The organism is Sporosarcina sp. SAFN-015 (assembly GCF_051966875.1).
GTDB lineage: Bacteria > Bacillota > Bacilli > Bacillales_A > Planococcaceae > Sporosarcina.
Map to the genome: position 1 here is coordinate 457,208 of NZ_JBQCKP010000002.1, position 19,585 is coordinate 476,792.

General features: G+C 44.5%; 21 protein-coding genes. 10 read left to right on the forward strand and 11 right to left on the reverse strand.

All coding sequences use genetic code 11. The annotated features are described in order from the left end of the window. Nucleotides 1-9 precede the first annotated feature (9 nt). The 5 genes from ACTHPA_RS05400 to ACTHPA_RS05420 all read left to right on the forward strand — a co-directional run bounded on the left by ACTHPA_RS05400 (nucleotide 10) and on the right by ACTHPA_RS05420 (nucleotide 4,453). Nucleotides 10-1,743 (forward strand): ABC transporter ATP-binding protein, encoded by a 1,734-nt coding sequence (locus ACTHPA_RS05400; protein WP_440499134.1) that lies wholly within the window; start codon nucleotides 10-12, stop codon nucleotides 1,741-1,743. A 47-nt stretch (nucleotides 1,744-1,790) separates the two neighbouring features. Next, on the forward strand, nucleotides 1,791-2,003 hold the full coding sequence (locus ACTHPA_RS05405) for a hypothetical protein (protein WP_440499135.1): 213 nt from the start codon (nucleotides 1,791-1,793) through the stop codon (nucleotides 2,001-2,003). A 26-nt stretch (nucleotides 2,004-2,029) separates the two neighbouring features. After that, nucleotides 2,030-2,623: a DNA-3-methyladenine glycosylase gene (locus ACTHPA_RS05410; protein ID WP_440499136.1), complete on the forward strand. Its 594-nt coding sequence runs from the start codon at nucleotides 2,030-2,032 to the stop codon at nucleotides 2,621-2,623. A 63-nt stretch (nucleotides 2,624-2,686) separates the two neighbouring features. Continuing rightward, the gene (locus tag ACTHPA_RS05415) at nucleotides 2,687-3,202 is read left to right on the forward strand and encodes a type 1 glutamine amidotransferase domain-containing protein (protein WP_440499137.1); all 516 of its coding nucleotides are present in this window, start codon (nucleotides 2,687-2,689) and stop codon (nucleotides 3,200-3,202) included. Between the two features lie 195 nt (nucleotides 3,203-3,397). Then, nucleotides 3,398-4,453, forward strand: coding sequence for a YkvI family membrane protein (locus ACTHPA_RS05420; RefSeq protein WP_440499138.1), 1,056 nt, complete (start codon nucleotides 3,398-3,400; stop codon nucleotides 4,451-4,453). 77 nt (nucleotides 4,454-4,530) lie between these two features. On the opposite strand, the gene hmpA is transcribed toward ACTHPA_RS05420, so the two are convergent. Next, nucleotides 4,531-5,718, reverse strand: a complete 1,188-nt coding sequence (hmpA, locus tag ACTHPA_RS05425; protein WP_440499139.1) for an NO-inducible flavohemoprotein — start codon at nucleotides 5,716-5,718, stop codon at nucleotides 4,531-4,533. A 163-nt stretch (nucleotides 5,719-5,881) separates the two neighbouring features. On the opposite strand from hmpA, the gene ACTHPA_RS05430 reads away from it, so the two are divergent. Both ACTHPA_RS05430 and ACTHPA_RS05435 read left to right on the forward strand, forming a co-directional pair. Continuing rightward, nucleotides 5,882-6,325: an RrF2 family transcriptional regulator gene (locus tag ACTHPA_RS05430; protein ID WP_440499140.1), complete on the forward strand. Its 444-nt coding sequence runs from the start codon at nucleotides 5,882-5,884 to the stop codon at nucleotides 6,323-6,325. A gap of 36 nt (nucleotides 6,326-6,361) precedes the next feature. Further along, nucleotides 6,362-7,288 (forward strand): manganese-dependent inorganic pyrophosphatase, encoded by a 927-nt coding sequence (locus ACTHPA_RS05435; protein WP_440499141.1) that lies wholly within the window; start codon nucleotides 6,362-6,364, stop codon nucleotides 7,286-7,288. A gap of 57 nt (nucleotides 7,289-7,345) precedes the next feature. Here the strand turns inward: ACTHPA_RS05435 and ACTHPA_RS05440 are convergent, their stop codons facing one another. Then, nucleotides 7,346-8,131 carry an AAA family ATPase gene (locus ACTHPA_RS05440; protein ID WP_440499142.1) on the reverse strand — a complete coding sequence of 262 codons (786 nt, stop codon included), beginning with the start codon at nucleotides 8,129-8,131 and terminating at the stop codon, nucleotides 7,346-7,348. A 46-nt stretch (nucleotides 8,132-8,177) separates the two neighbouring features. Beyond that, the gene (locus tag ACTHPA_RS05445; RefSeq protein WP_440499143.1) at nucleotides 8,178-9,554 is read right to left on the reverse strand and encodes an FAD-dependent oxidoreductase; all 1,377 of its coding nucleotides are present in this window, start codon (nucleotides 9,552-9,554) and stop codon (nucleotides 8,178-8,180) included. Nucleotides 9,555-9,656: 102 nt separating this feature from the next. On the opposite strand from ACTHPA_RS05445, the gene ACTHPA_RS05450 reads away from it, so the two are divergent. Then, nucleotides 9,657-10,364, forward strand: coding sequence for a DsbA family oxidoreductase (locus ACTHPA_RS05450; protein WP_440499144.1), 708 nt, complete (start codon nucleotides 9,657-9,659; stop codon nucleotides 10,362-10,364). Between the two features lie 19 nt (nucleotides 10,365-10,383). Here the strand turns inward: ACTHPA_RS05450 and ACTHPA_RS05455 are convergent, their stop codons facing one another. Genes ACTHPA_RS05455 through ACTHPA_RS05485 form a run of 7 tightly spaced genes read right to left on the reverse strand, consistent with a single transcriptional unit; the run spans nucleotide 10,384 to nucleotide 16,177 of the window. After that, on the reverse strand, nucleotides 10,384-10,770 hold the full coding sequence (locus tag ACTHPA_RS05455; protein WP_440499145.1) for a Na+/H+ antiporter subunit G: 387 nt from the start codon (nucleotides 10,768-10,770) through the stop codon (nucleotides 10,384-10,386). Further along, nucleotides 10,748-11,032, reverse strand: coding sequence for a Na(+)/H(+) antiporter subunit F1 (locus ACTHPA_RS05460; protein WP_440499146.1), 285 nt, complete (start codon nucleotides 11,030-11,032; stop codon nucleotides 10,748-10,750). Before ACTHPA_RS05460 ends, ACTHPA_RS05455 begins: the two co-directional genes overlap by 23 nt. Then, the gene (locus ACTHPA_RS05465) at nucleotides 11,029-11,511 is read right to left on the reverse strand and encodes a Na+/H+ antiporter subunit E (RefSeq protein WP_440499147.1); all 483 of its coding nucleotides are present in this window, start codon (nucleotides 11,509-11,511) and stop codon (nucleotides 11,029-11,031) included. The genes ACTHPA_RS05460 and ACTHPA_RS05465 overlap by 4 nt, the downstream gene beginning before the upstream one ends. 23 nt (nucleotides 11,512-11,534) lie before the next feature. After that, entirely contained in the window at nucleotides 11,535-13,019 is a 1,485-nt protein-coding gene (locus ACTHPA_RS05470) for a Na+/H+ antiporter subunit D (RefSeq protein WP_440499148.1), read from the reverse strand. Continuing rightward, nucleotides 13,012-13,350 carry a Na(+)/H(+) antiporter subunit C gene (locus ACTHPA_RS05475; protein ID WP_440499149.1) on the reverse strand — a complete coding sequence of 113 codons (339 nt, stop codon included), beginning with the start codon at nucleotides 13,348-13,350 and terminating at the stop codon, nucleotides 13,012-13,014. The genes ACTHPA_RS05470 and ACTHPA_RS05475 overlap by 8 nt, the downstream gene beginning before the upstream one ends. 3 nt (nucleotides 13,351-13,353) lie before the next feature. After that, on the reverse strand, nucleotides 13,354-13,776 hold the full coding sequence (locus ACTHPA_RS05480) for a Na(+)/H(+) antiporter subunit B (protein ID WP_440499150.1): 423 nt from the start codon (nucleotides 13,774-13,776) through the stop codon (nucleotides 13,354-13,356). After that, nucleotides 13,763-16,177: a Na+/H+ antiporter subunit A gene (locus ACTHPA_RS05485; RefSeq protein WP_440499151.1), complete on the reverse strand. Its 2,415-nt coding sequence runs from the start codon at nucleotides 16,175-16,177 to the stop codon at nucleotides 13,763-13,765. Before ACTHPA_RS05485 ends, ACTHPA_RS05480 begins: the two co-directional genes overlap by 14 nt. Before the next feature lie 283 nt (nucleotides 16,178-16,460). Between ACTHPA_RS05485 and ACTHPA_RS05490 the strand changes: the two genes are divergently transcribed. Further along, entirely contained in the window at nucleotides 16,461-17,135 is a 675-nt protein-coding gene (locus ACTHPA_RS05490; RefSeq protein ID WP_440499152.1) for a histidine kinase, read from the forward strand. Between the two features lie 63 nt (nucleotides 17,136-17,198). Here ACTHPA_RS05490 and murB read toward each other — a convergent pair whose 3' ends face one another. Beyond that, nucleotides 17,199-18,110, reverse strand: a complete 912-nt coding sequence (gene murB / locus ACTHPA_RS05495; protein ID WP_440499153.1) for a UDP-N-acetylmuramate dehydrogenase — start codon at nucleotides 18,108-18,110, stop codon at nucleotides 17,199-17,201. 475 nt (nucleotides 18,111-18,585) lie between these two features. Between murB and ACTHPA_RS05500 the strand changes: the two genes are divergently transcribed. Continuing rightward, complete coding sequence (locus ACTHPA_RS05500) at nucleotides 18,586-19,113, forward strand: YceI family protein (RefSeq protein ID WP_440499154.1); 528 nt, start codon at nucleotides 18,586-18,588, stop codon at nucleotides 19,111-19,113. Nucleotides 19,114-19,585 lie beyond the last annotated feature (472 nt).

The window sequence follows — 19,585 nt, forward strand, 5'->3', positions numbered from 1 at the left end:
GGTGATTGGATGGAAGATGAGTTAAAAACGAAGGGATCGATGAAGGAATTCATTGCTTTATTGCGGCAGCTGAAATGGCCAAAGGGGAAGACGGCGATTGCGCTGGTGCTTGCTCTGTTTTCGACTGCGGCGAGTTTGGCGGTTCCGTTAGTGACGAGGGAGCTTGTTGATTCGTTGACGGCGGCATCGTTTAATTGGAAAACAGCTGTGTTCCTTTTTACTGTTTTTATTTTACAGGCGGTGTTGGGCGGAGTTTCGTATTATTTGCTTGCGTATATCGGCGAAACAATAGTTGCCGATTTGCGGGGCAAGCTATGGGGGAAAGTGCTGAGGCTGCCCGTTGCCTATTACGATGAAAATGAAACCGGTGAAACGATGAGTCGCATTACGCAAGATACGACGATGTTGAAACAATTAGTATCTGATCATCTCGTGTCGTTCATAACGGGCATCATTTCAATCATTGGAGCAGTTGCGATTCTGTTGTATTTGGACTGGAAGATGACGTTGATCATGTTGATTAGCATTCCGGTCAGCATGGCGATCATTTTTCCGCTTGGCCGGATTATGCATAAGATTGCGAAGGCGACACAAGGGGAAATGGCAAAGTTTTCGGGTCATCTCGGACGTGTGCTTGGCGATATTCGTTTGGTGAAGGCATACCGGGCAGAGCCCAATGAAGGGGCGAAAGGAGAGAAGGCAATTCAATCTTTGTTTTCGTTTGGATTGAAGGAAGCAAGAATACAGGCGATTATATCTCCTGTCATGACGCTTGTGATGATGAGCATTTTGGTCGTCATCTTAGGATATGGCGGTGCACAAGTTTCAAAAGGTGTTTTATCCGCAGGAACGCTCGTCGCCATTATTTTTCTCATGTTCCAGATCATTATGCCATTTGCGCAAATGGCGCAAGTGTTTACGATTTTCCAGAAGGCAGTCGGCGCAACGGAGCGCATTCAGCAGATTTTGGGAATGGACAGCGAGAAGGCGGAAGGTGCCGATATGGTGCTGGATGGAAGTATTCATTTCGAATCGGTTAGCTTTTCGTACGAAAGTGGAAAGGAAGTCTTAGAGGGGATTTCATTCCAAGCAAAACCCGGGACAGTAACTGCGTTTGTAGGACCGAGCGGCGGAGGGAAAACGACGATTTTTTCTTTGATTGAACGGTTTTATTTACCGACGGAAGGTGAGATTTCTATCGGAGATGTACCGATTTCGAAAATCTCATTGTCTGATTGGAGGAAGCGGATCGGTTATGTATCGCAGGAAAGCCCATTGTTGAGCGGAACGATTATGGATAATATTGCGTACGGCTTAGAAGTGCGTCCAACAATCGATGAAGTGCAGAAGGCTGCTGAGGCGGCGAATGCTCTGCAATTTATTGAAGCGATGTCAGACGGTTTTGAAACGCTCGTCGGGGAGAGGGGAATGAAGCTTTCGGGTGGCCAACGGCAGCGGATTGCAATTGCGAGGGCGTTATTGCATGATCCGGAAATTTTGCTGCTCGATGAAGCGACCTCTAATTTGGATAGCGGATCCGAAGCGCATGTTCAAGAGGCGTTGCAGAGATTGATGGAAGGGAGAACGACGCTCATTATCGCGCATCGCTTATCGACTGTCATTGATGCAGACCAGCTCATTTTCCTTGAAGCGGGGCGTATTACGGGGATCGGCACGCATAATGAATTAATTGAATCACATCCTCTTTATAAAGAGTTTGCGGAAGGGCAAGGATTGTCGTAACCTATTGGAATAAAACATTTGAAGAACATTATCGGAGGAACTATGTAATGGCAACAAAGAAATCGCTTGCGGATTATCAAACAGAATATGAGGAAATCATTCATTCAGACCAACCAAGAAGGGATATGCTGCTGGTTGGTTTAATGAATGAGTTGGAGAAGCAATATAAGATTCCCATGCCGAGAAATAAAGAATGGGAAAGAGAGAACCCAAAAATCGCAGCGATGTACAGAAAATTAATGATAACGAGATCTCTATAAAAAACTTGCACGGAGGGAGGATATGGATGTACGAGCCAATTGATAAATCATTTTTCGAGCCGCATGTGCTGGAGCTTGCCCGCAATCTTGTCGGACAATATATTGTGCATGAGCGGCCGGATGGGGTTATTGCCGCAAGGATAGTTGAGACGGAAGCGTATCACGGACCTGAAGATCGTGCAGCACACAGTTTCGGGAACCGGCGTACGAAGCGGACGGAGATCATGTTCGGTGCCCCTGGGCTTGTGTATACGTATCAAATGCACACCCATACGTTGATGAATGTCGTGAGTGGACCGATTGGGACGCCGCATGCTGTTCTGATCCGTGCGGCGGAACCTGTCGATGGTCTTGAGCTGATGAGGGATAATCGCGGACCGCATTTAAAAATGAAAGATTGGACGAATGGGCCGGGCAAGCTGTCAAAAGCGCTCGGTGTGACAATGAAGTACTATGGGCATCATTGGGCCGACGAGCCGCTGTTCATTGCCGAAGGTCCAGGAGGAATTGAGATTGAAACGGGCCCTCGTGTAGGAATTGGTAATTCGGGAGAAGCCGTCCATTATCCGTGGAGATTTTTTGAAAAAGATAATCCTTTTGTCTCAAAGTATCGCCCTTAAGTTTAGTAGTACAACAATGTGGAATAGTAGTAAGGTGAACATAAACGAAAGGGTGAGTGCTTAATGGCTAAAATTGCTACAGTGATCACGAATCTATTCGAAGACTCGGAGTATACGGAGCCGGCTAAGGCTTTTCAAGAAGCGGGACATGAAGTCGTCGCTATCGAGAAAGAAGCTGGCAAAGAAGTGAAAGGCAAGCAAGGTGAGTCAACGGTCAAGATTGACGTTGGAATCGACGATGCTTCACCTGAAGACTTCGATGCCCTGTTCATTCCTGGCGGCTTTTCACCGGATCAGCTACGTGCGGACGATCGATTCGTACAATTTGCGAAAAAGTTCATGGATGATAAGAAACCTGTATTCGCCATTTGCCATGGACCGCAACTGCTGCTAACGGCGAAGACATTGGAAGGCAGAGATGCAACAGGCTATAAGTCCATCAAAGTCGATATGGAATATGCAGGTGCAAAATATGCGGATAAAGAGGTCGTTGTTTGTCAAAATCAATTGGTGACGAGCCGAACGCCTGACGATTTGCCGGCATTCATCGAAGAATCTAAGAAATTACTTGAAAAATAATAAGATGGAACTGTCCTCGATGGGGGCGGTTCTTTTTTTGTAAGATTTGGGAATAAAAAAATAAAGAAAAAATATCATGTTGAAAAGAGTTGAGGAGCATGGTAAATTGGAACGGGACAACTTAATCCGCGTTAAAAATTCGGACTATTTGGTACATATTCGTTTTTTTTACGGGGACACCAAGGGGGAAACACCATGATAAAAATAATGAAAATGGGAAGCGCTTTCATCGGAATTATCGTTGGAGCCGGTTTTGCGTCTGGCCAAGAGATTTTGCAGTACTTTACAAGTTTCGGAATGATGGGGATTGCAGCTGCAATTGTTTCTACTGCTTTATTTGCTTACATAGGGATGGCACTGACAAGGCTTGGAAGCCGGTTGCGTACAACATCCCATAAGGAAGTCATTTATAAGATTAGCGGGCGTTTTTTAGGCACGATTATTGACTACATAATTATTTTCACGTTGTTTGGTGTAGGTGTTGTCATGGTAGCGGGTGCTGGATCGAATCTTGAACAGCAATTTGGCATCCCTTCATTCGTCGGTAGCTTACTGATGGTTGTGCTTGTCTTCATCACGATTTTATTAAATGTTGACAAAGTCGTAGCGGTTATCGGAAGTATTACTCCATTCCTTATTCTTGCGGTTGTCGGCGTTGCGGTCTATTGCTTAGTGACAATGGATACGTCGTTTGCAGTGCTTGACCCGATTGCCCAAGGTGTAGATACTACATTGCCGAACTGGTTTATTTCTGCAGTGAACTATGTGTCGTTCAATATTGCGGTTGGTGCGTCCATGTCACTCGTTATGGGAGGCGCGGAGAAAGATGAAAGGACAGCAGCGCTTGGAGGATTAGTAGGCGGTTTAGGTTTAGGTATTCTTATCTTACTAAGCCATTTGGCAATCTTCTCTAAAGTGGATGTAGTTGGTGATGCACAATTGCCAATGCTGGCAATTATTAACGACATTTCTCCAGCACTAGCAATTTTCATGGCATTCGTTTTGTACGGAATGATTTTCAACACGGCTGTCAGTATGTTTTATGCTTTTGGAGCACGTTTTGTGAAAATCGGTACGAAGAATTTTAAGCTATTTGTTTTGGTAACCTTAGTAATCGGCTTTGCGGTGAGCTTCCTAGGCTTCAAAAACCTTGTTGCATATTTCTATCCGTTGATCGGTTATTTAGGATTATTACTATCAGGTATTTTGATTGTCGCTTCAGTAAAATTGCCTGAGAAGGTTCGAAGATAATAATAAAAGTGAACGCGGCTCCCTTCGGTTGGGGGCCGCGTTTTTTCATCCAGCTTCAGACGTCAAATGCATTTGAATTAAGCAGTAACCATTTCCAATTCTTCTTTTGGTCCGAAGAATTCGAAGTGAATGTTTTCTTCTTTTACTCCGATGCTGTGCAATGCAGAGACGACGGCTTGCATGAATGGTGTCGGTCCGCAGACGTACACGTCGCTGCCTTCAAGTACGTGCTTCGCAAGGAATTCACTGTTAATGAACCCATCGCCTTCTTCAGAATAAAGCACTTCATATTTGGAATGTGGAAGTGATCCGTTCAAGTTGCGTACGACTTCATTGAATGCTTGGTGATTGCGTGTACGTGCTGAATGAAGGAATGCAACTGGACGTTCAGGTGTAGCATTCGCAATCGTTTCGTACATAGCCATCATCGGTGTGATGCCGACGCCACCGCTAATTAGTGTTACAGGTGCTGCGCTCTCTGTATCCAAGAAGAAATCTCCCGCTGGAGCACTCACTTCGATTTTGTCGCCGATGTTCATATTTTGGTGAAGGTGGACGGACGCTTTTCCGTTCGGCATGCATTCGTCTTCACGTTTTACCGAGATGCGGAATGTGTCTTTCCCTGGTGCTTGGGACAAGCTATATTGTCGGTTCAATGTGAATTTATCTCCAGGGACCCGGAAACGCACTGTAATGTATTGACCTGGTTTGTACGTAGGCAATTGTTTGCCATCCGCAGGTTTCAAGTAGAATGATGTAATGACGTCGCTTTCTGGAACTTTGTCGACGATGACGAATTCCTTGAACGTTCTCCAGCCGCCTTCAGCTTCTTCAGTTGCATCATACATCTCTTTCTCAATGCCGATGAATGCATCTGCGATAACTCCGTATGCTTCTCCCCATGCTTCGATGATTTCTGGAGTTGCTGCTTCACCAAGCACTTCCTTGATAGCGCCGAGAAGATGGTAGCCGACGATTGGATAATGTTCTTTTTCGATGCCTAATGAACGGTGCTTATGCGCGATCTGAACGACCGCTGGAATGATGGCACCTAGATTGTCGATGTTTGCAGCTGCTGCGTACACAGCATTAGCGAGTGCTGTTTGCTGACGCCCTTTCGATTGGTTTGCATGGTTGAAGATATTTAATAGCTCAGGATGAGCGGCGAACATATTTTTATAAAAGACTGTCGTAATTGTTTTGCCATGTTGTTCAAGAACGGGAACTGTCGATTTTACAATATCAATTGTTTTTTGGGATAACATAAGGTGCACAACCTTTCTTGTTTTGTTAATTCCACTATAAACGATTATTTTTCTAAAAGGTATATTTAAAATGCATCTTTATATTGATGTAAAATTTTAGACACATTTCTTTCACGATACCGACATAATCGCTTATAATAGGTTGGTGAATGGCGGTGAAAATATGCGGTTAACTTTATATACAGATTTTTCTTTGCGGGTATTAATGTATTTGGCAACAAAGGAAGCAGAAGAGTTATCGACGATCCAGGAAATTTCGGATCGCTACCAAATTTCTAAAAACCATTTGACAAAGGTCGTCCATGAGCTAGGAAAAATGGGGCTTATCGAAACGGTGCGCGGGAGAGGCGGAGGAATCAGGCTGAACGTGAAGCCGGAAGATATAAATGTAGGCGCACTCGTCCGGAAAACAGAAGATGATTTCTATTTAGTCGAATGTTTCCGTCCGGATGGCAATCATTGCATCCTATCGTCTGCATGCAAGTTGAAAGGCGCGTTGCATGAAGCACTTTCCGCTTATTTGGCCGTGTTGGACAAGTATACGATTGCCGATTTTCTTGTGAATAAAGAAGAGCTGGCAGCAATTTTGTTCAGTAAACCTTTATGATAGAATAAATAGGAATATATTAGTAGGAGGATTATGATGGGGAAAGTATTAGTATTTGGACATAAAAACCCTGACACCGATTCCATTACGTCGGCGATCAGCTATGCTTATTTGAAACAACAGCTTGGAATGGATGCAGAAGCGGTGCGTCTCGGTTCCATTTCAGGTGAAACTGCTTATGCGCTCGGTCAATTCGGCTTTGAAGCTCCACGATTGATCGAAAAAGCAACGCCCGAAGCAAAGCAAGTCATCCTTGTCGATCATAATGAAAAACAGCAAAGCGTCGATGATCTGGATGATGTACAAGTCATCGAAGTTGTCGATCATCATCGGATCGCCAATTTCCAGACAGCGGACCCGCTCTATTACCGTGCTGAACCGGTCGGCTGCACTGCGACGATCTTGAAAAAGCTTTATAAGGAACATGGAGTAGAAATTCCGAAGGATATTGCGGGGCTTATGCTATCTGCGATCATTTCCGATTCATTGCTTTTCAAATCACCGACATTCACGGAAGAGGATCGTGCGGCGGCTGATGAATTGGCTGCGATTGCGGATGTGGATGCGCAGACGTATGGCCTTGAAATGTTGAAGGCTGGGGCAGATTTGAGCGGAAAATCGCTTGAAGAACTTGTCTCGCTTGATGCGAAGGAGTTCACAATCGGGGATTCGAAAATTGAAATCGCCCAAGTGAACGCGATTGAAGTCAATGATGTCATGAGCCGCCAGTCTGAGCTGGAAGTTCTATTAAACAGCATCATTGAAGAAAAAGGATTGGATCTGTTCTTGTTCGTCGTAACGGACATCTTGAACAATGATTCTACTGTCATTGCGCTCGGCAACGCAGCTGAACGCGCTTGCGCTGCATTCAACGTTCCTTTGAAAAACAATACGACTTTGTTCAAAGGTGTCGTTTCAAGGAAAAAACAAATCGTGCCTGTTTTGACAGAAGCGCTAAAATAATGAATTGAAATGATGAAAAGAAGCGGAAGGGGAGCGAAATTTCCCTCCGCTTCTTTTTCATTCAAATAAATGCCGTAAATATCGGTCAGGTGCGTTTAGGAAATCACGCGTCAATTGGACGTGGGACATTTCCTCGAAAGTGGCTCTAATGAGCTCGCCATCCTGAATTTCATACAGATCTGCTTCAGGGTATGCCATGAAGATCGGGGAATGCGTGGAGATGAGAAATTTGGCGCCTTCCTTCGTCATGTCGTGGATCATCGCAAGGAGCGACAACTGGTTTTGCGGAGATAAAGGCGCTTCGGGCTCATCGAGTATGTAAAAACCACCGGGACGGAATCTTGCTTGAAATAAATCGAAAAAACTTTCACCGTGAGACCTTTTCTCAAGCCCCTCCCCGTATAAATTACGCAGTTCATGATACGTCTTGGCATAAGGAAGGACTTCAAGGCTATATGGATCGTGTCGTTTGATTTCCTCCACTTTCGCCTTCGCCTCTTCACGGATTATTGCAAGGCTACGCGTATACGTAATGAAATCGGATGCCCTGAAAAAGAATCCATTTCTCGTTTTAACATCCCATACAAGTTTTAAATCATCTGCTAGATCGAATGCGGGGGAGAGGGAATGATCCCGTTCCATATGCTCGCCGCTGATGAGGATGCTACCCGCAGCCGCCGCAATCCCTTCTAACAGTGTCGTCTTTCCGCTGCCATTGTCGCCTGCGATAATTGTAACGGGCGAATCGAGGGAGAGGGATTCGAAATTCTGTATAAGATCTAGATTGAACGGGTAGTTGTCTTCAATCGTTTCCTGTTTCCGTATGATTTTCCGCAAGGACATCCGTGTCACCCCTTTTGGACAGTATACTGGATAACAGAAGAAGTGCCTATCCTAAATCTAATGGCTTCGTTGCAGGTCCTTCGAGGACAGAGCCATCCTTTCGGAAACGTGATCCGTGGCACGGGCAGTCCCACGTCTGGTCGGCTTCATTCCAGCGCGTCCTGCACCCCATATGAGTGCAAATAGGGGAGTCTGTCCTAGAAATGTGACCGCCGGTAAATTCTTTCAGCACAAGTCCCGTGTTTTTCAACGCTTGGACGAGGAATGAACCAAAACCTGTGCGATCGGGAGCATAAAGTGAAGCTGCCTTGTTTTGACGTCCGACAATCTGGTCGCTGATGATTCGTGCACTGACGAGCGAATTCGTAAGCCCCCATTTTCTAAAGCCCGTATTCAAATAGACATACGGCATGCTCGTCGAAATGCAGCCGGCGTATGGAATAAGGTCTGGTGTCTGCGGATCTTGTGCCGACCAGCCGTATTTCATCTCGTCTAGCTGATAGACGTTTCTCAATTCGGAGGATAAAGTTTCATAATGTACTTGTGTCTCTTTTTCCATCCCCGCCTGATGCCCTTCGCCGGATAAAAGAAAATGTGTTTTTCCATCTATATAAGCTGTTCTGATCGAACGTTTCGGATTGTCGACAGAAATATATTGACCGGTCAACGGCATATTCGCCTGTGCGGAGACGATATATGATCTACTGACAGACAACTTCAATATTTGCAATCCTCTCAGCGCTTCTATCGGATAATGTGTGCAAAGAATAAGTTCATTGAATTGGATTTCGTGTTCAGCATTTGTATAGAGCAAACGTTTTTTCAAGTCCATCAATCGTACATCCGATTTCTCAAAAATGCGTGCGCCCGCCTGTACGGCTAACTTCGCTAAATGCTGGCCGAAGCGGACAGGATGGATTTGCGTTTCATCTCTCAACGTCAATGTAGCTTCCGTTTTCAATGGAAGTTCGCTATTTTTGCCAAACTCTCCTACTATACCTATGTCATCGTACGCCTTCTTTTCATCTTGAAGCAGCTCAGTCCCATACTTGGATTGAGAAAAAAGGATAGAATCTGCGTTCCTTAATTCATCCCCTTTAGAAATAGACCTTCCAAACAGGACGGCTTGTCGGTTTACATCATAATAAATTCTTGCATTGTCATGTCCAAACTGTTTGATCAGATTTGCATAGACGATATCATGCTGTGTCGTCAATTTGCCTGTTGAATTGCCTGTTGCACCACACAGAATTTCATCTTTCTCGAGCAGGATGACGTCCTTTCCTTCTTTTGCAAGAAAATAAGCGTTGGCAATTCCGCTCAAACCTCCTCCGATAATGCAAACATCGCAATTGACATCTTTGTCTAAAGCGGGATATGAATCACGAGGATAAGCGGTTCGCAACCATAGTGAATTGTACATGTTCAGCCCTCCAAATAATCTTCGATAACGATAGCAGTAGGCATATTCATTGTTGCCAATTTGAATGAATTCTAAAATGGAAGATGAAAGGTGGTAGGTATGATGAAAATTGAAGTGTGGTCAGACTATGTTTGCCCTTTTTGTTACATTGGAAAACGAAGATTGGAAGAAGCGTTAAAAGAAACAGGCTTAGAAAGCAAGGCGGAAGTCGTGTTCAAGGCGTACCAATTGGATCCGAATACACCAGTAGGAGCAAGTGGCTCTGTGCCGGAAGGGTTAGCAAAAAAATATGGCATCGGCTTGGATGAAGCAAAAGGGATGTTGCAGAACGTCGCCATGCAGGCGAAAACAGTCAATCTCGACTATGATGTCGACGGCATGAAAGTCGCAAACACTTTCAGCGCACATCGCCTTGCAAAGCTCTCCGAAGCGGAAGGTAAGGGTGCAGCTGCTTCGGAACGTCTGTTGAAAGCTCATTTCGTGAATGGGGAAGTAATCGACAGTGAGGAGACGTTGCTTGCGATAGCCGAAGAAGTGGGACTGTCAATGGAACGCGCTCAGCAAACGCTTCAATCTGACGAATTTGCAGATGACGTGAAAAAAGATATCGCAGAAGCAGGACAACTCGGTGTTCAAGGTGTGCCATTCTTCGTTATCAACCGCAAATACGCCATTTCAGGAGCACAGCCCGCAGAAGTATTTACACAAGCTTTGGAAAAAGTGGCTGCTGAAGAAGGAATCCAACCACAATTAAAAGTGCTAGGTTCAGAAAGCCAAGGCGTATGTACAGACGATAACTGCGATATTTGATAAGAATAAAATAACGGTTCTAGCTTTTTTCGCTAGAACCGTCATCTTTGTTTTCATTCCCATATAACACATCATACAACTCATCTTCCGTCGAAATATCCGCCAGCTTCACCTTCGATCGATACGCAGCCCGGACAATCAAATGCCCTGCAACCGGTGCTGTGAGAAAGACGAAAACGATGCCGAGAAGCACCCGCACACTAACAAACTGCTCGCGGAACAAGAAATATAGAAAAGTACCTGAAAGCGTCAGCAGCACTGCCAAGGTCGAGCTTTTCGTTGCAGCGTGCGATCTTGTATAAATATCCGGCAATCGAATAAGCCCGAAGGCACTAATGACGCTCGCTATTCCCCCTGTCAAAATAAGCAATGCCCCTAAAAATTCACCTGTCTCGTTTACGCTCAACGATGACCCCCCTCTCAATGGACTTCGAAAAGGCGATCGTTCCGATGAAAGATAAAATTCCTAAAATCAAAATGACCTCTAAAAAGGCTTTCGTCTTCAAGATGATCGACACAACAGCAATCATAGCAATCAAATTGACTCCAATCATATCAAGTGCAATGACACGGTCCGGCATGGATGGGCCGAGAATGATCCGAATGACGGCAATGGAGATCGTGATGGAAAAGAGGAAAAGTGCAATTGTAATCATTGTTTCGATCATCGTGTCACCTCCATGATAGCTCTCTCGAAATTCTTCAGTTGTTTAATTAAACCTGCACGTGACTGCTCGACGTCCATCGCGTGGATATAAAGTGTGTTGCCTTCAGGGGATACTTCCATTACGACAGATCCAGGCGTCAAGGTAAGGAGAAGCGACAGCATAGTCACTTCCACATCACTAATCAAAATGGTCTCATATTTAAAAATGCCAGGCTTGATTTTCAATCTTGGACTTAGAATCTGCCGCAAAACGACGATGCTAGACTGGGTCAATTCCGAGATGAAAATCAAGAGCAATTTAAATGAAGAAAATAACCGGCGCAAATAAAATTGAGTGCCGAAAAAGCGGTGCATGAAAAAGATGATCCCAATCCCGACTAGGAAACCGGCAAAGAAAGTCGTAAATTTCAATTCATCTTCATCCATTAAAGTCATCCATAAAAACGCGATGAACAGATTCAGTAATAACTGGGCTGGCATTAACCTCCACCTCCACTTTCCGCTTAACGATTTCCTTGTAAAACAGCTTCTATATAGATACTAGGGTTCATAAGCGTCTTCGCGGCATCACTGACATAAGGAGCGAGACCTTCGACGCCGATCCCGATGGCAATCGTCATAATCCCAAATACGATACATGGGATAAGCATCCCTTTTTTCAATGGCACGTCGTCATCCTCGCTTATGATCGTCTCACCCCAGAAACAATTTAGGAAGATGCGCAAAAGCGAATACAAAACGAAAATGCCGGATATAAAGGCGGCTGCCAACAATATGAATGAGCCGGCTTCAATTGCTCCTTGGCCTATGTACACCTTTCCGATGAACCCGCTTAACGGCGGAATGCCCGCCAAAGACAGCATTGTTATGAAAAACAGCCAGCCGAGCGTAGGGTAGTTCCGGATCAAACCGCTCATTTCTTCGATCTTTGATTTCCCCGTCAAATAAATCATCGTTCCTGCAAGAAGGAACAGTAAAGCTTTGACGATTATGTCATGAATCAAATAATAGATAGCTCCTTGGAAAGCAACTTCCGATTGAACCGCAAGCCCTGCCAAAATAAATCCTACTGCAATGACAACATTATAGGACACAATTTTTCGGATATCGTTGTACGCAATGGCTCCGATACTTCCACCAATCATCGTAATAATTGCCATGACACCAATCACGGTATGAGTAATGGACGATTCGTGATAAAAGATGAGAGTGAAGATACGGAACATCGCATAAATTCCCACCTTCGTAAGCAAGGCGCCGAAAAGGGCGGCTATTACAGTCGGTGGTGCACTGTAAGACCCAGGCAGCCAGAAATAAAGGAGCAAGCCTGCCTTCAAACTAAATACGATTAAAAATAGAAGGCTGATCACTGTCAGCAACGGACCTTGTCCTACTTCTGCGACTCTGACTGACAAATGCGCCATATTTAGTGTGCCGAGTGTTCCGTATAAGTACGCAATCCCGATTAAGAAGAACCATGAGGACAACACGTTGATTGTGACATATTTGATTGACTCTACCAGCTGGATCTTCCTGCCTCCCATCGTAATGAGTACATAAGAGGATAGAAGCATCACTTCAAAACAGACGAATAAGTTGAATAAGTCACCTGTTAGGAATGAGCCGTTAACACCCGCGACAAGGAAGAAGACGAACGGATAGAAAAACATATTCTCATGCTGCTTGCCGATGGACGAAAAAGCGTATAGTAGAAGAATTCCTGTTACGATCGAAGTCGTCACAACGAGGAGCATGGAAAAAGAATCCGCAACAAATAAAATGCCGTACGGCGGCATCCAGCCACCAAAATCGAGCCTTAAGATTCCTTCCTGCTGAATCGTGTCTAATATTATAATACTGACAACTCCCGTCGCAATGCTCGATGCAATGGCGACCACGCGCTGTATGATTACATAAGGACGTAAAAAAACTAAGATGATTCCGGTTAGTAACGGAATGATCATTGGCATAACTATTATATTATTCATCTTCAAACCCTCTCAATGCTTGGAGGTTGTCCGTTCCTGTCTTCTTGTATGTGCGGTAGGCAAGCACGAGTAAAAAAGCGGTAACGGCGAAGCTGATGACAATCGCTGTAAGAATAAGCGCTTGTGGCAATGCATCCGTATAGCTTTCCGCTTCTTCGCCAAGCAACGGTGCACTGCCTTTCTTCAATCCTCCCATAGTCATCAATAGCAGATGCGCTGCGTGTGACAGGACAGCAGTCCCTAAAATCACGCGAATTAAATTGCGGGACAGCAGCAAATAGACAGCGATCGTTACAAGAATGCCGACAAGTACCGTTATTAATGTTTCCATTTGCTACACATCCTCACTAATCGTTGAAATAATTGTCACGACAACGCCGACAACCGTCAATGCAACCCCCGCTTCAAATACGATGACTGTCGATAGTTCGGTATTGCCGAAAACAGGCAAGTGTAAATGTCCGGCTGCCTGCGTTAAGAATTGGTTGCCAAACAGAGCGGAACCAATCCCCGTCCCGACGGCAAGAAACGCTCCAAGTGCAGCTACTTTCTTGAAATCGAACGGAATGCCTTTATGCACTGTTTCAATATCATTTACTAAGTAAAGCAGTACAAACGCAGAGGAGAGGACGAGGCCGCCAATAAAACCGCCGCCGGGATTGTTATGTCCCGAAAGAAAGAGCTCCACGCCGAACGTCAATATTATGAATACGACAATTCTCGATACCGTTTTCAATATGACATCATTGATCTTCAAATTCTCGTCCCTCCTTCCTCGTTTTCAATTTAATAAGTGTAAACACACCGATTCCGGCGATGAAAAGTACAACGACTTCGAGCATTGTATCGAAAGCTCGGAAATCTCCTAAAATCGTATTGACGATATTTTTACCGCCGGCAAGGTTGTAGGAGTCTTCAAAGTAAGCCGAAATCGATTCGAACATTCTATTCCCTTGCACGGTTAAACCAAGAATTGTCACGATCGCGCCGACAGAAATGGCAATCAATCCATTCAACAATTTCGTGCGAGGTGCTGAACTTTCCTTCTTCCATTCCGGAAGAAAATGAAAACATAAAAGGAACAGTGCAGTCGTCACCGTTTCAACGATTACTTGAGTGAGCGCCAAATCAGGTGCGCGGAAGATGACGAAGAAAAATGCGATTGAATAGCCAAGCACACCATTTAAAATAATTGCCGTCTTCCGGGATTTTGCAAAGAGTATTGCGATTCCCGCCACGGTCATAGTTATCACAATTAGAAATTCATTTGCTGTAATCGGCCCGTCATTCGAAAAGTCGAATGAATAGGAACCTGTCAGTAAAAGAGCTCCTCCGACCGCCACGATAAAAAACGAGAATATATAGACAAGGTAATCTTTCAAGTACCCTTTCATATAGAGGCGGGTAAAGTAATTCGATCCCTTTTCCAATAATATTAATGTGGCATTGAAAGCGGCATCCAAATTCCATTTCAAAGGGGCGATCGTATAAACGCCTCTCCAATATCGTAGGAACTTATAAAGGATGATTCCGAGAATAACGACGCCAACTGTCATCCATAATGCAGGGTTCGTAAAGCCGTGCCACGCGACGATATGCGGAATGAGACCTTCCGCGTTTTCAAATGAAGGATACACTGCGGCCATGGCAGGACGCAGCAAGTAATTACCGATAATATTAGGGAAGAAAAAGATTCCGACAACAAGAGTGGCCAAAATGGAAGGCGCCAAGAGCATGCCGAAAGGAGCTTCCCTGGATGGCTTCTCGATTCGATCCGGTTGGAATTCCCCGAAAAACGTTTGGAAGACGATAATCATGCTGTATACGAATGTCAGTACACTCGCAAGCCAAGCGACAACGAGGAAGAGCGTCCCCAAGGTGCTTGCGTCAAATAGATCTAGATTGCGCGCATTGACAAGCGACTCAAAAAACATTTCCTTACTTAGGAAACCATTAAAAGGAGGTAGTCCTGCCATTGAAAAGCTGCCGATCAAAGCGATAGTGAAAGTAATCGGCATGAATGCCATGAGGCCGCCTAATCTACGGACATCCCGCGTACCGAGTTCATGGTCGACAATACCGACAACCATGAAGAGTGCTCCTTTAAAAGTGGAATGGTTAATGAGATGGAATAATGCTGCAAATGTGGCTTGTGCATAGATGATCGAATTGGCGCTGTGCCCTTCATTGAGCGCAGCGGATCCGAGGCCGAAGAGGCTCATGACTAATCCAAGCTGGCTGATCGTGGAATAAGCGAGCAACGCCTTTAGATCAGTCTGCTTCACTGCATTAAACGAACCCCAGAACAAAGTGAAAATCCCAATACTGCTAACAATATAAAACCAAGTCATTTCACCGCCAAAAACGGGAGTGAAACGTGCGACTAAGTAAATGCCTGCTTTGACCATCGTTGCAGAATGCAAGTAGGCACTGACTGGAGTTGGTGCTTCCATTGCATCCGGCAGCCAAATATGAAACGGAAATTGTGCGGATTTCGTAAATGCACCTACTAACACAAGCAACATAGCGAACAAAAAGAGAGGTTTGTCCGTATGCTGACCAATCGTGTCGACTATCTCACGCACGCTATACGATCCTGTCATAGTATGTAGCATAATGAAACCAGCAAGCATCGCTATTCCGCCAGATACTGTAATAAGCATTGATTTTTGTGCCCCGTACCTTGACTTTTTCCGATAGTACCAGAAGGCGATCAGCAGGAAAGAGGAAATGCTCGTCAGTTCCCAAAAGACGTACAGCACCAAGAGATTATCGGAAAATACGACGCCGAGCATAGCACCCATAAACATCAAAAGATAAACGTAAAAGCGTCCTAATGATTCCCGTTCTGATAAATAATAGATGGAGTATAGGATGACCAAGGTGCCGACACCCGTTATAAGTAGACCGAAAATTAAACTGAGACCATCAAGATATGTCGTGAAATTAATGCCCGCGGAGTCGATCCACCGGATTGTATGGATATATGTTTCCCCATTCGCGATGGAAGGGATGAAGCTTGCAAGCATTGCAAATAACACAAATGGAACAAGTAAGACAAACCAACCGATTTTCCGGCTATGTATCCACTTATATAGTAAGGGAACGAAGATGGCTGCCACAAAGGGGATGAATATAGATAATGTAATCGTCAACAACAGCGAACCTCCTGTTTTATGCGGATTTTCAACTACTTATGTAAATTTATTCTTAATTTTTGGGGATTGACTTGACTCACGACAGAACTGGGGACATAATAGGTAGCTACAGATAGCTTGCGGAAAAGTGTATATTTGAATTATACACTAAAAAAATTTCTATCGCACAATGTTACATTTACATCTTGTCAATCAATCATCTTTTTTGTATAATACTAAGGTTTTCAATTGTAGATGATAAAATGAAGCTGAACGAAAAAAACTGTAAGAGGTGACTACGGTCATGGGCAAAGTAAAAGGACGTATGGACGAAAGTATATTAGTTTGTGTCTACTACGGTCCAAATGGTGAACGTCTCATTAGACGTGGGCATAAAATGGCAACTATTGCGGATTGTCCACTATATATATTAACGATTGACCCATTGCCATTCGATGAATTTGACGCCGAAAAATCCGAGTATATCGAAAGATGGCAAGAGCTAGCCAAAGAGCTTGATGTTGAAGATTTCATCATTATGGACAATGAAAAACGGCCAGTTGCAAAAGTGATCAAAGAAGTAGCCCATAAACATAATATTACGCAAATTATTATCGGCCAAACTGCTCAAAGCAGATGGGAAGAGATCACAAAAGGTTCATTCATGAACGTTTTACTGCGGGAAATCACGTTTGTCGATTTCCACGTCGTTTCCGTCGACCGAGCTATTAAAGATGAAATAGAAGGCATGTTCGAAAAAGGCGTACGAGCTTACTTAGTGGAAGATGGGGACGGATTTCAAATCCAGTTCACCCTATCAAAAGAAGCGCGTTTCGAAGGCATTTTCTTTAAGGAAATCGGAACGGATTTCAATAACGGGATATTTAAATTCATGAACAATAATAAAATGTGCCAAGTGCAGATCACAGACGATAGAGTGACTGAAGCGACTCAGTTTGTCTGCAAAACGGAACAGTGAACATATCGATTCCAAATACAAGCGGATGGCCGGTTTATGGTCATCCGCTTTTTGTTTTTCGCTTTATTCTTCCCCTACAATCTTTACTTCCAATTCCAAGTCGACTCCAAATTTCTTCTTCACTTCTGTCTTTACCATATTGATTGTGTTGATATAATCGGATGCGGTTGCTCCGTTTTTATTAATAATGAAACCTGCATGCTTCGTTGACACTTCTGCGCCGCCATGACCTTTTCCTTGCAAGCCGCAATCTTGGATCAGTTTACCTGCAAAATAACCAGGTGGCCGTTTAAATACACTTCCTGCCGAAGGATATTCCAAAGGTTGCTTGGATTCCCGCTGGAACGTCAAGTCTGCCACTTTCGCATTGATTGCTTCGGGATCTCCTTCCGCTAGCTCAAAATCGGCGGACAAAACGAAATATCCTTCAGACGCAATGATGCTTTTTCGATAGCCAAGCTCGAGTTCATCTTTTGATAGAACGAGGCGTTCCCCGGATTTTGTAAGGACAGTGCATTGACGAATGATATCTTTAATTTCTCCGCCATACGCGCCTGCATTCATAGCCATCGCGCCTCCGATTGAACCAGGGATTCCGCAAGCAAATTCGAGGCCGGTCAACGATTCCTCAGCTGCTCGTCTGGAAACGTCGATGATGAGGGCTCCTGCTTCCGCATGGACATTTGTGCCATTCACTTGGATTGCATCCAACTTCGCCAGATGAAGAACGATTCCGCGTACTCCGCCATCTCTTACGACCATATTCGATCCGTTTCCTAATAATAAAAGCGGAATGTCATTTTCATATGCATAGCGCACTGTTGCTTCCGTTTCCTCGAGCGTCCCCGGAATGACTAATAAATCAGCGGCTCCGCCAAGTTTTGTCATCGTATATTTGTTTAATGGTTCATCCATCCGTAATATGCCTTCTGCAATAATTCCGCGTAGTTCCTCAAACCACTGATGTTTCGACATCAACATCCAGTCCCTTCAATTCTTATGCATGAAAACCTTCGTTTCTTGATGAATAAAAAGAAGGCTTCACTTGTATAAGTATGCTGGCTATCAAGTGATTTGACAAGAAAATATAACCGGCGTCCTTGATGTTGAAAAATTCCATTCACAAATAGAGACGATGAATAGCCATTCATAGAAATGAATAGCAGGTGGGGTGCATTTTGAGAAAAAGGAAAATGGGGAAGTGGACAGGGGTATTGCTATCCGTCTTCGGTGGATTATTTGCAATAGACTCGTTCACAGTGCATGCATAATTGGGTAGTTTTGAACTTTTGTTATTATCTTGACTTCGAGACATATTCAGGTTATCATATGGAATATATCTTGAAGTGGAGATATTTTTACTGGACGACAATATCTCTTGGGAAATTCGGGTATATAGAAAAGGGCAATGAAAAATGAAGAACAAAAAATGGAAAGGGTGGATGTTAAAATGACGACATGGAAAGTAGACGCATCACACACGAGTGTTGGTTTTTCAGTAAAACATATGATGGTTTCAAAAGTTAAAGGAAGTTTTGCAGGAGTGGAAGGGACAATTGAGGGGAATCCCGAAGACTTGACAGGTGCAAAAATCAATTTCACAATCGATGCAAATTCTATTAATACAAATAGCGAAGATCGCGACAATCACCTTCGTTCAGGCGATTTCTTTGATACTGAAAAATTTCCTCAATTGACATTCGTCTCTACGAATATCGTGAAAAAAGGCGATGATGAGTACGAAGTAACAGGTGATTTGACTATTAAAGACGTAACAAAGCAAGTTACATTTGAAGCAGAATTCGAAGGTACAGGAACAAACCCATGGGGCGTTCAAGTAGCTGCATTCGAAGTAGAAGGGAAAATCTCCCGTAAAGAGTTCGGCCTAACGTGGAACCAAGCACTAGAAGCAGGCGGCGTACTCGTAGGCGATGACATCAAAATTTCGATCGACCTACAAGCAAATCCAGCACAATAATAGAACACGGCACGCATGAGAGAAATCCATGCGTGCCGTTTTTTAATTGGAAAGAATATATAACCTCGCGCTCAAAAAAATGCGTTTTGCGCTCAAGCATGCCACTCCCGCGCTCAAGAATCCCATTTGGCGCTCAAGCATATCGCACTCGCGCTCAAGAATCGCATTTGGCGCTCAAGCAAGCCGCCCCCGCGCTCAAGAATCGCATTTGGCGCTCAAGCAAGCCGCCCCCGCGCTCAAGAATGGCATTTGGCGCTCAAGCAAGCCGCCCCCGCGCTCAAGAATCGCATTTGGCGCTCAAGCATGCCACACTCGCGCTCAAGAATCCCATTTGGCGCTCAAGCAAGCCACTCCCGCGCTCAAGAATCGCATTTGGCGCTCAAGCAAGCCACTCCCGCGCTCAAGAATCGCATTTGGCGCTCAAGCAAGCCGCCCCCGCGCTCAAGAATCGCATTTGGCGCTCAAGCAAGCC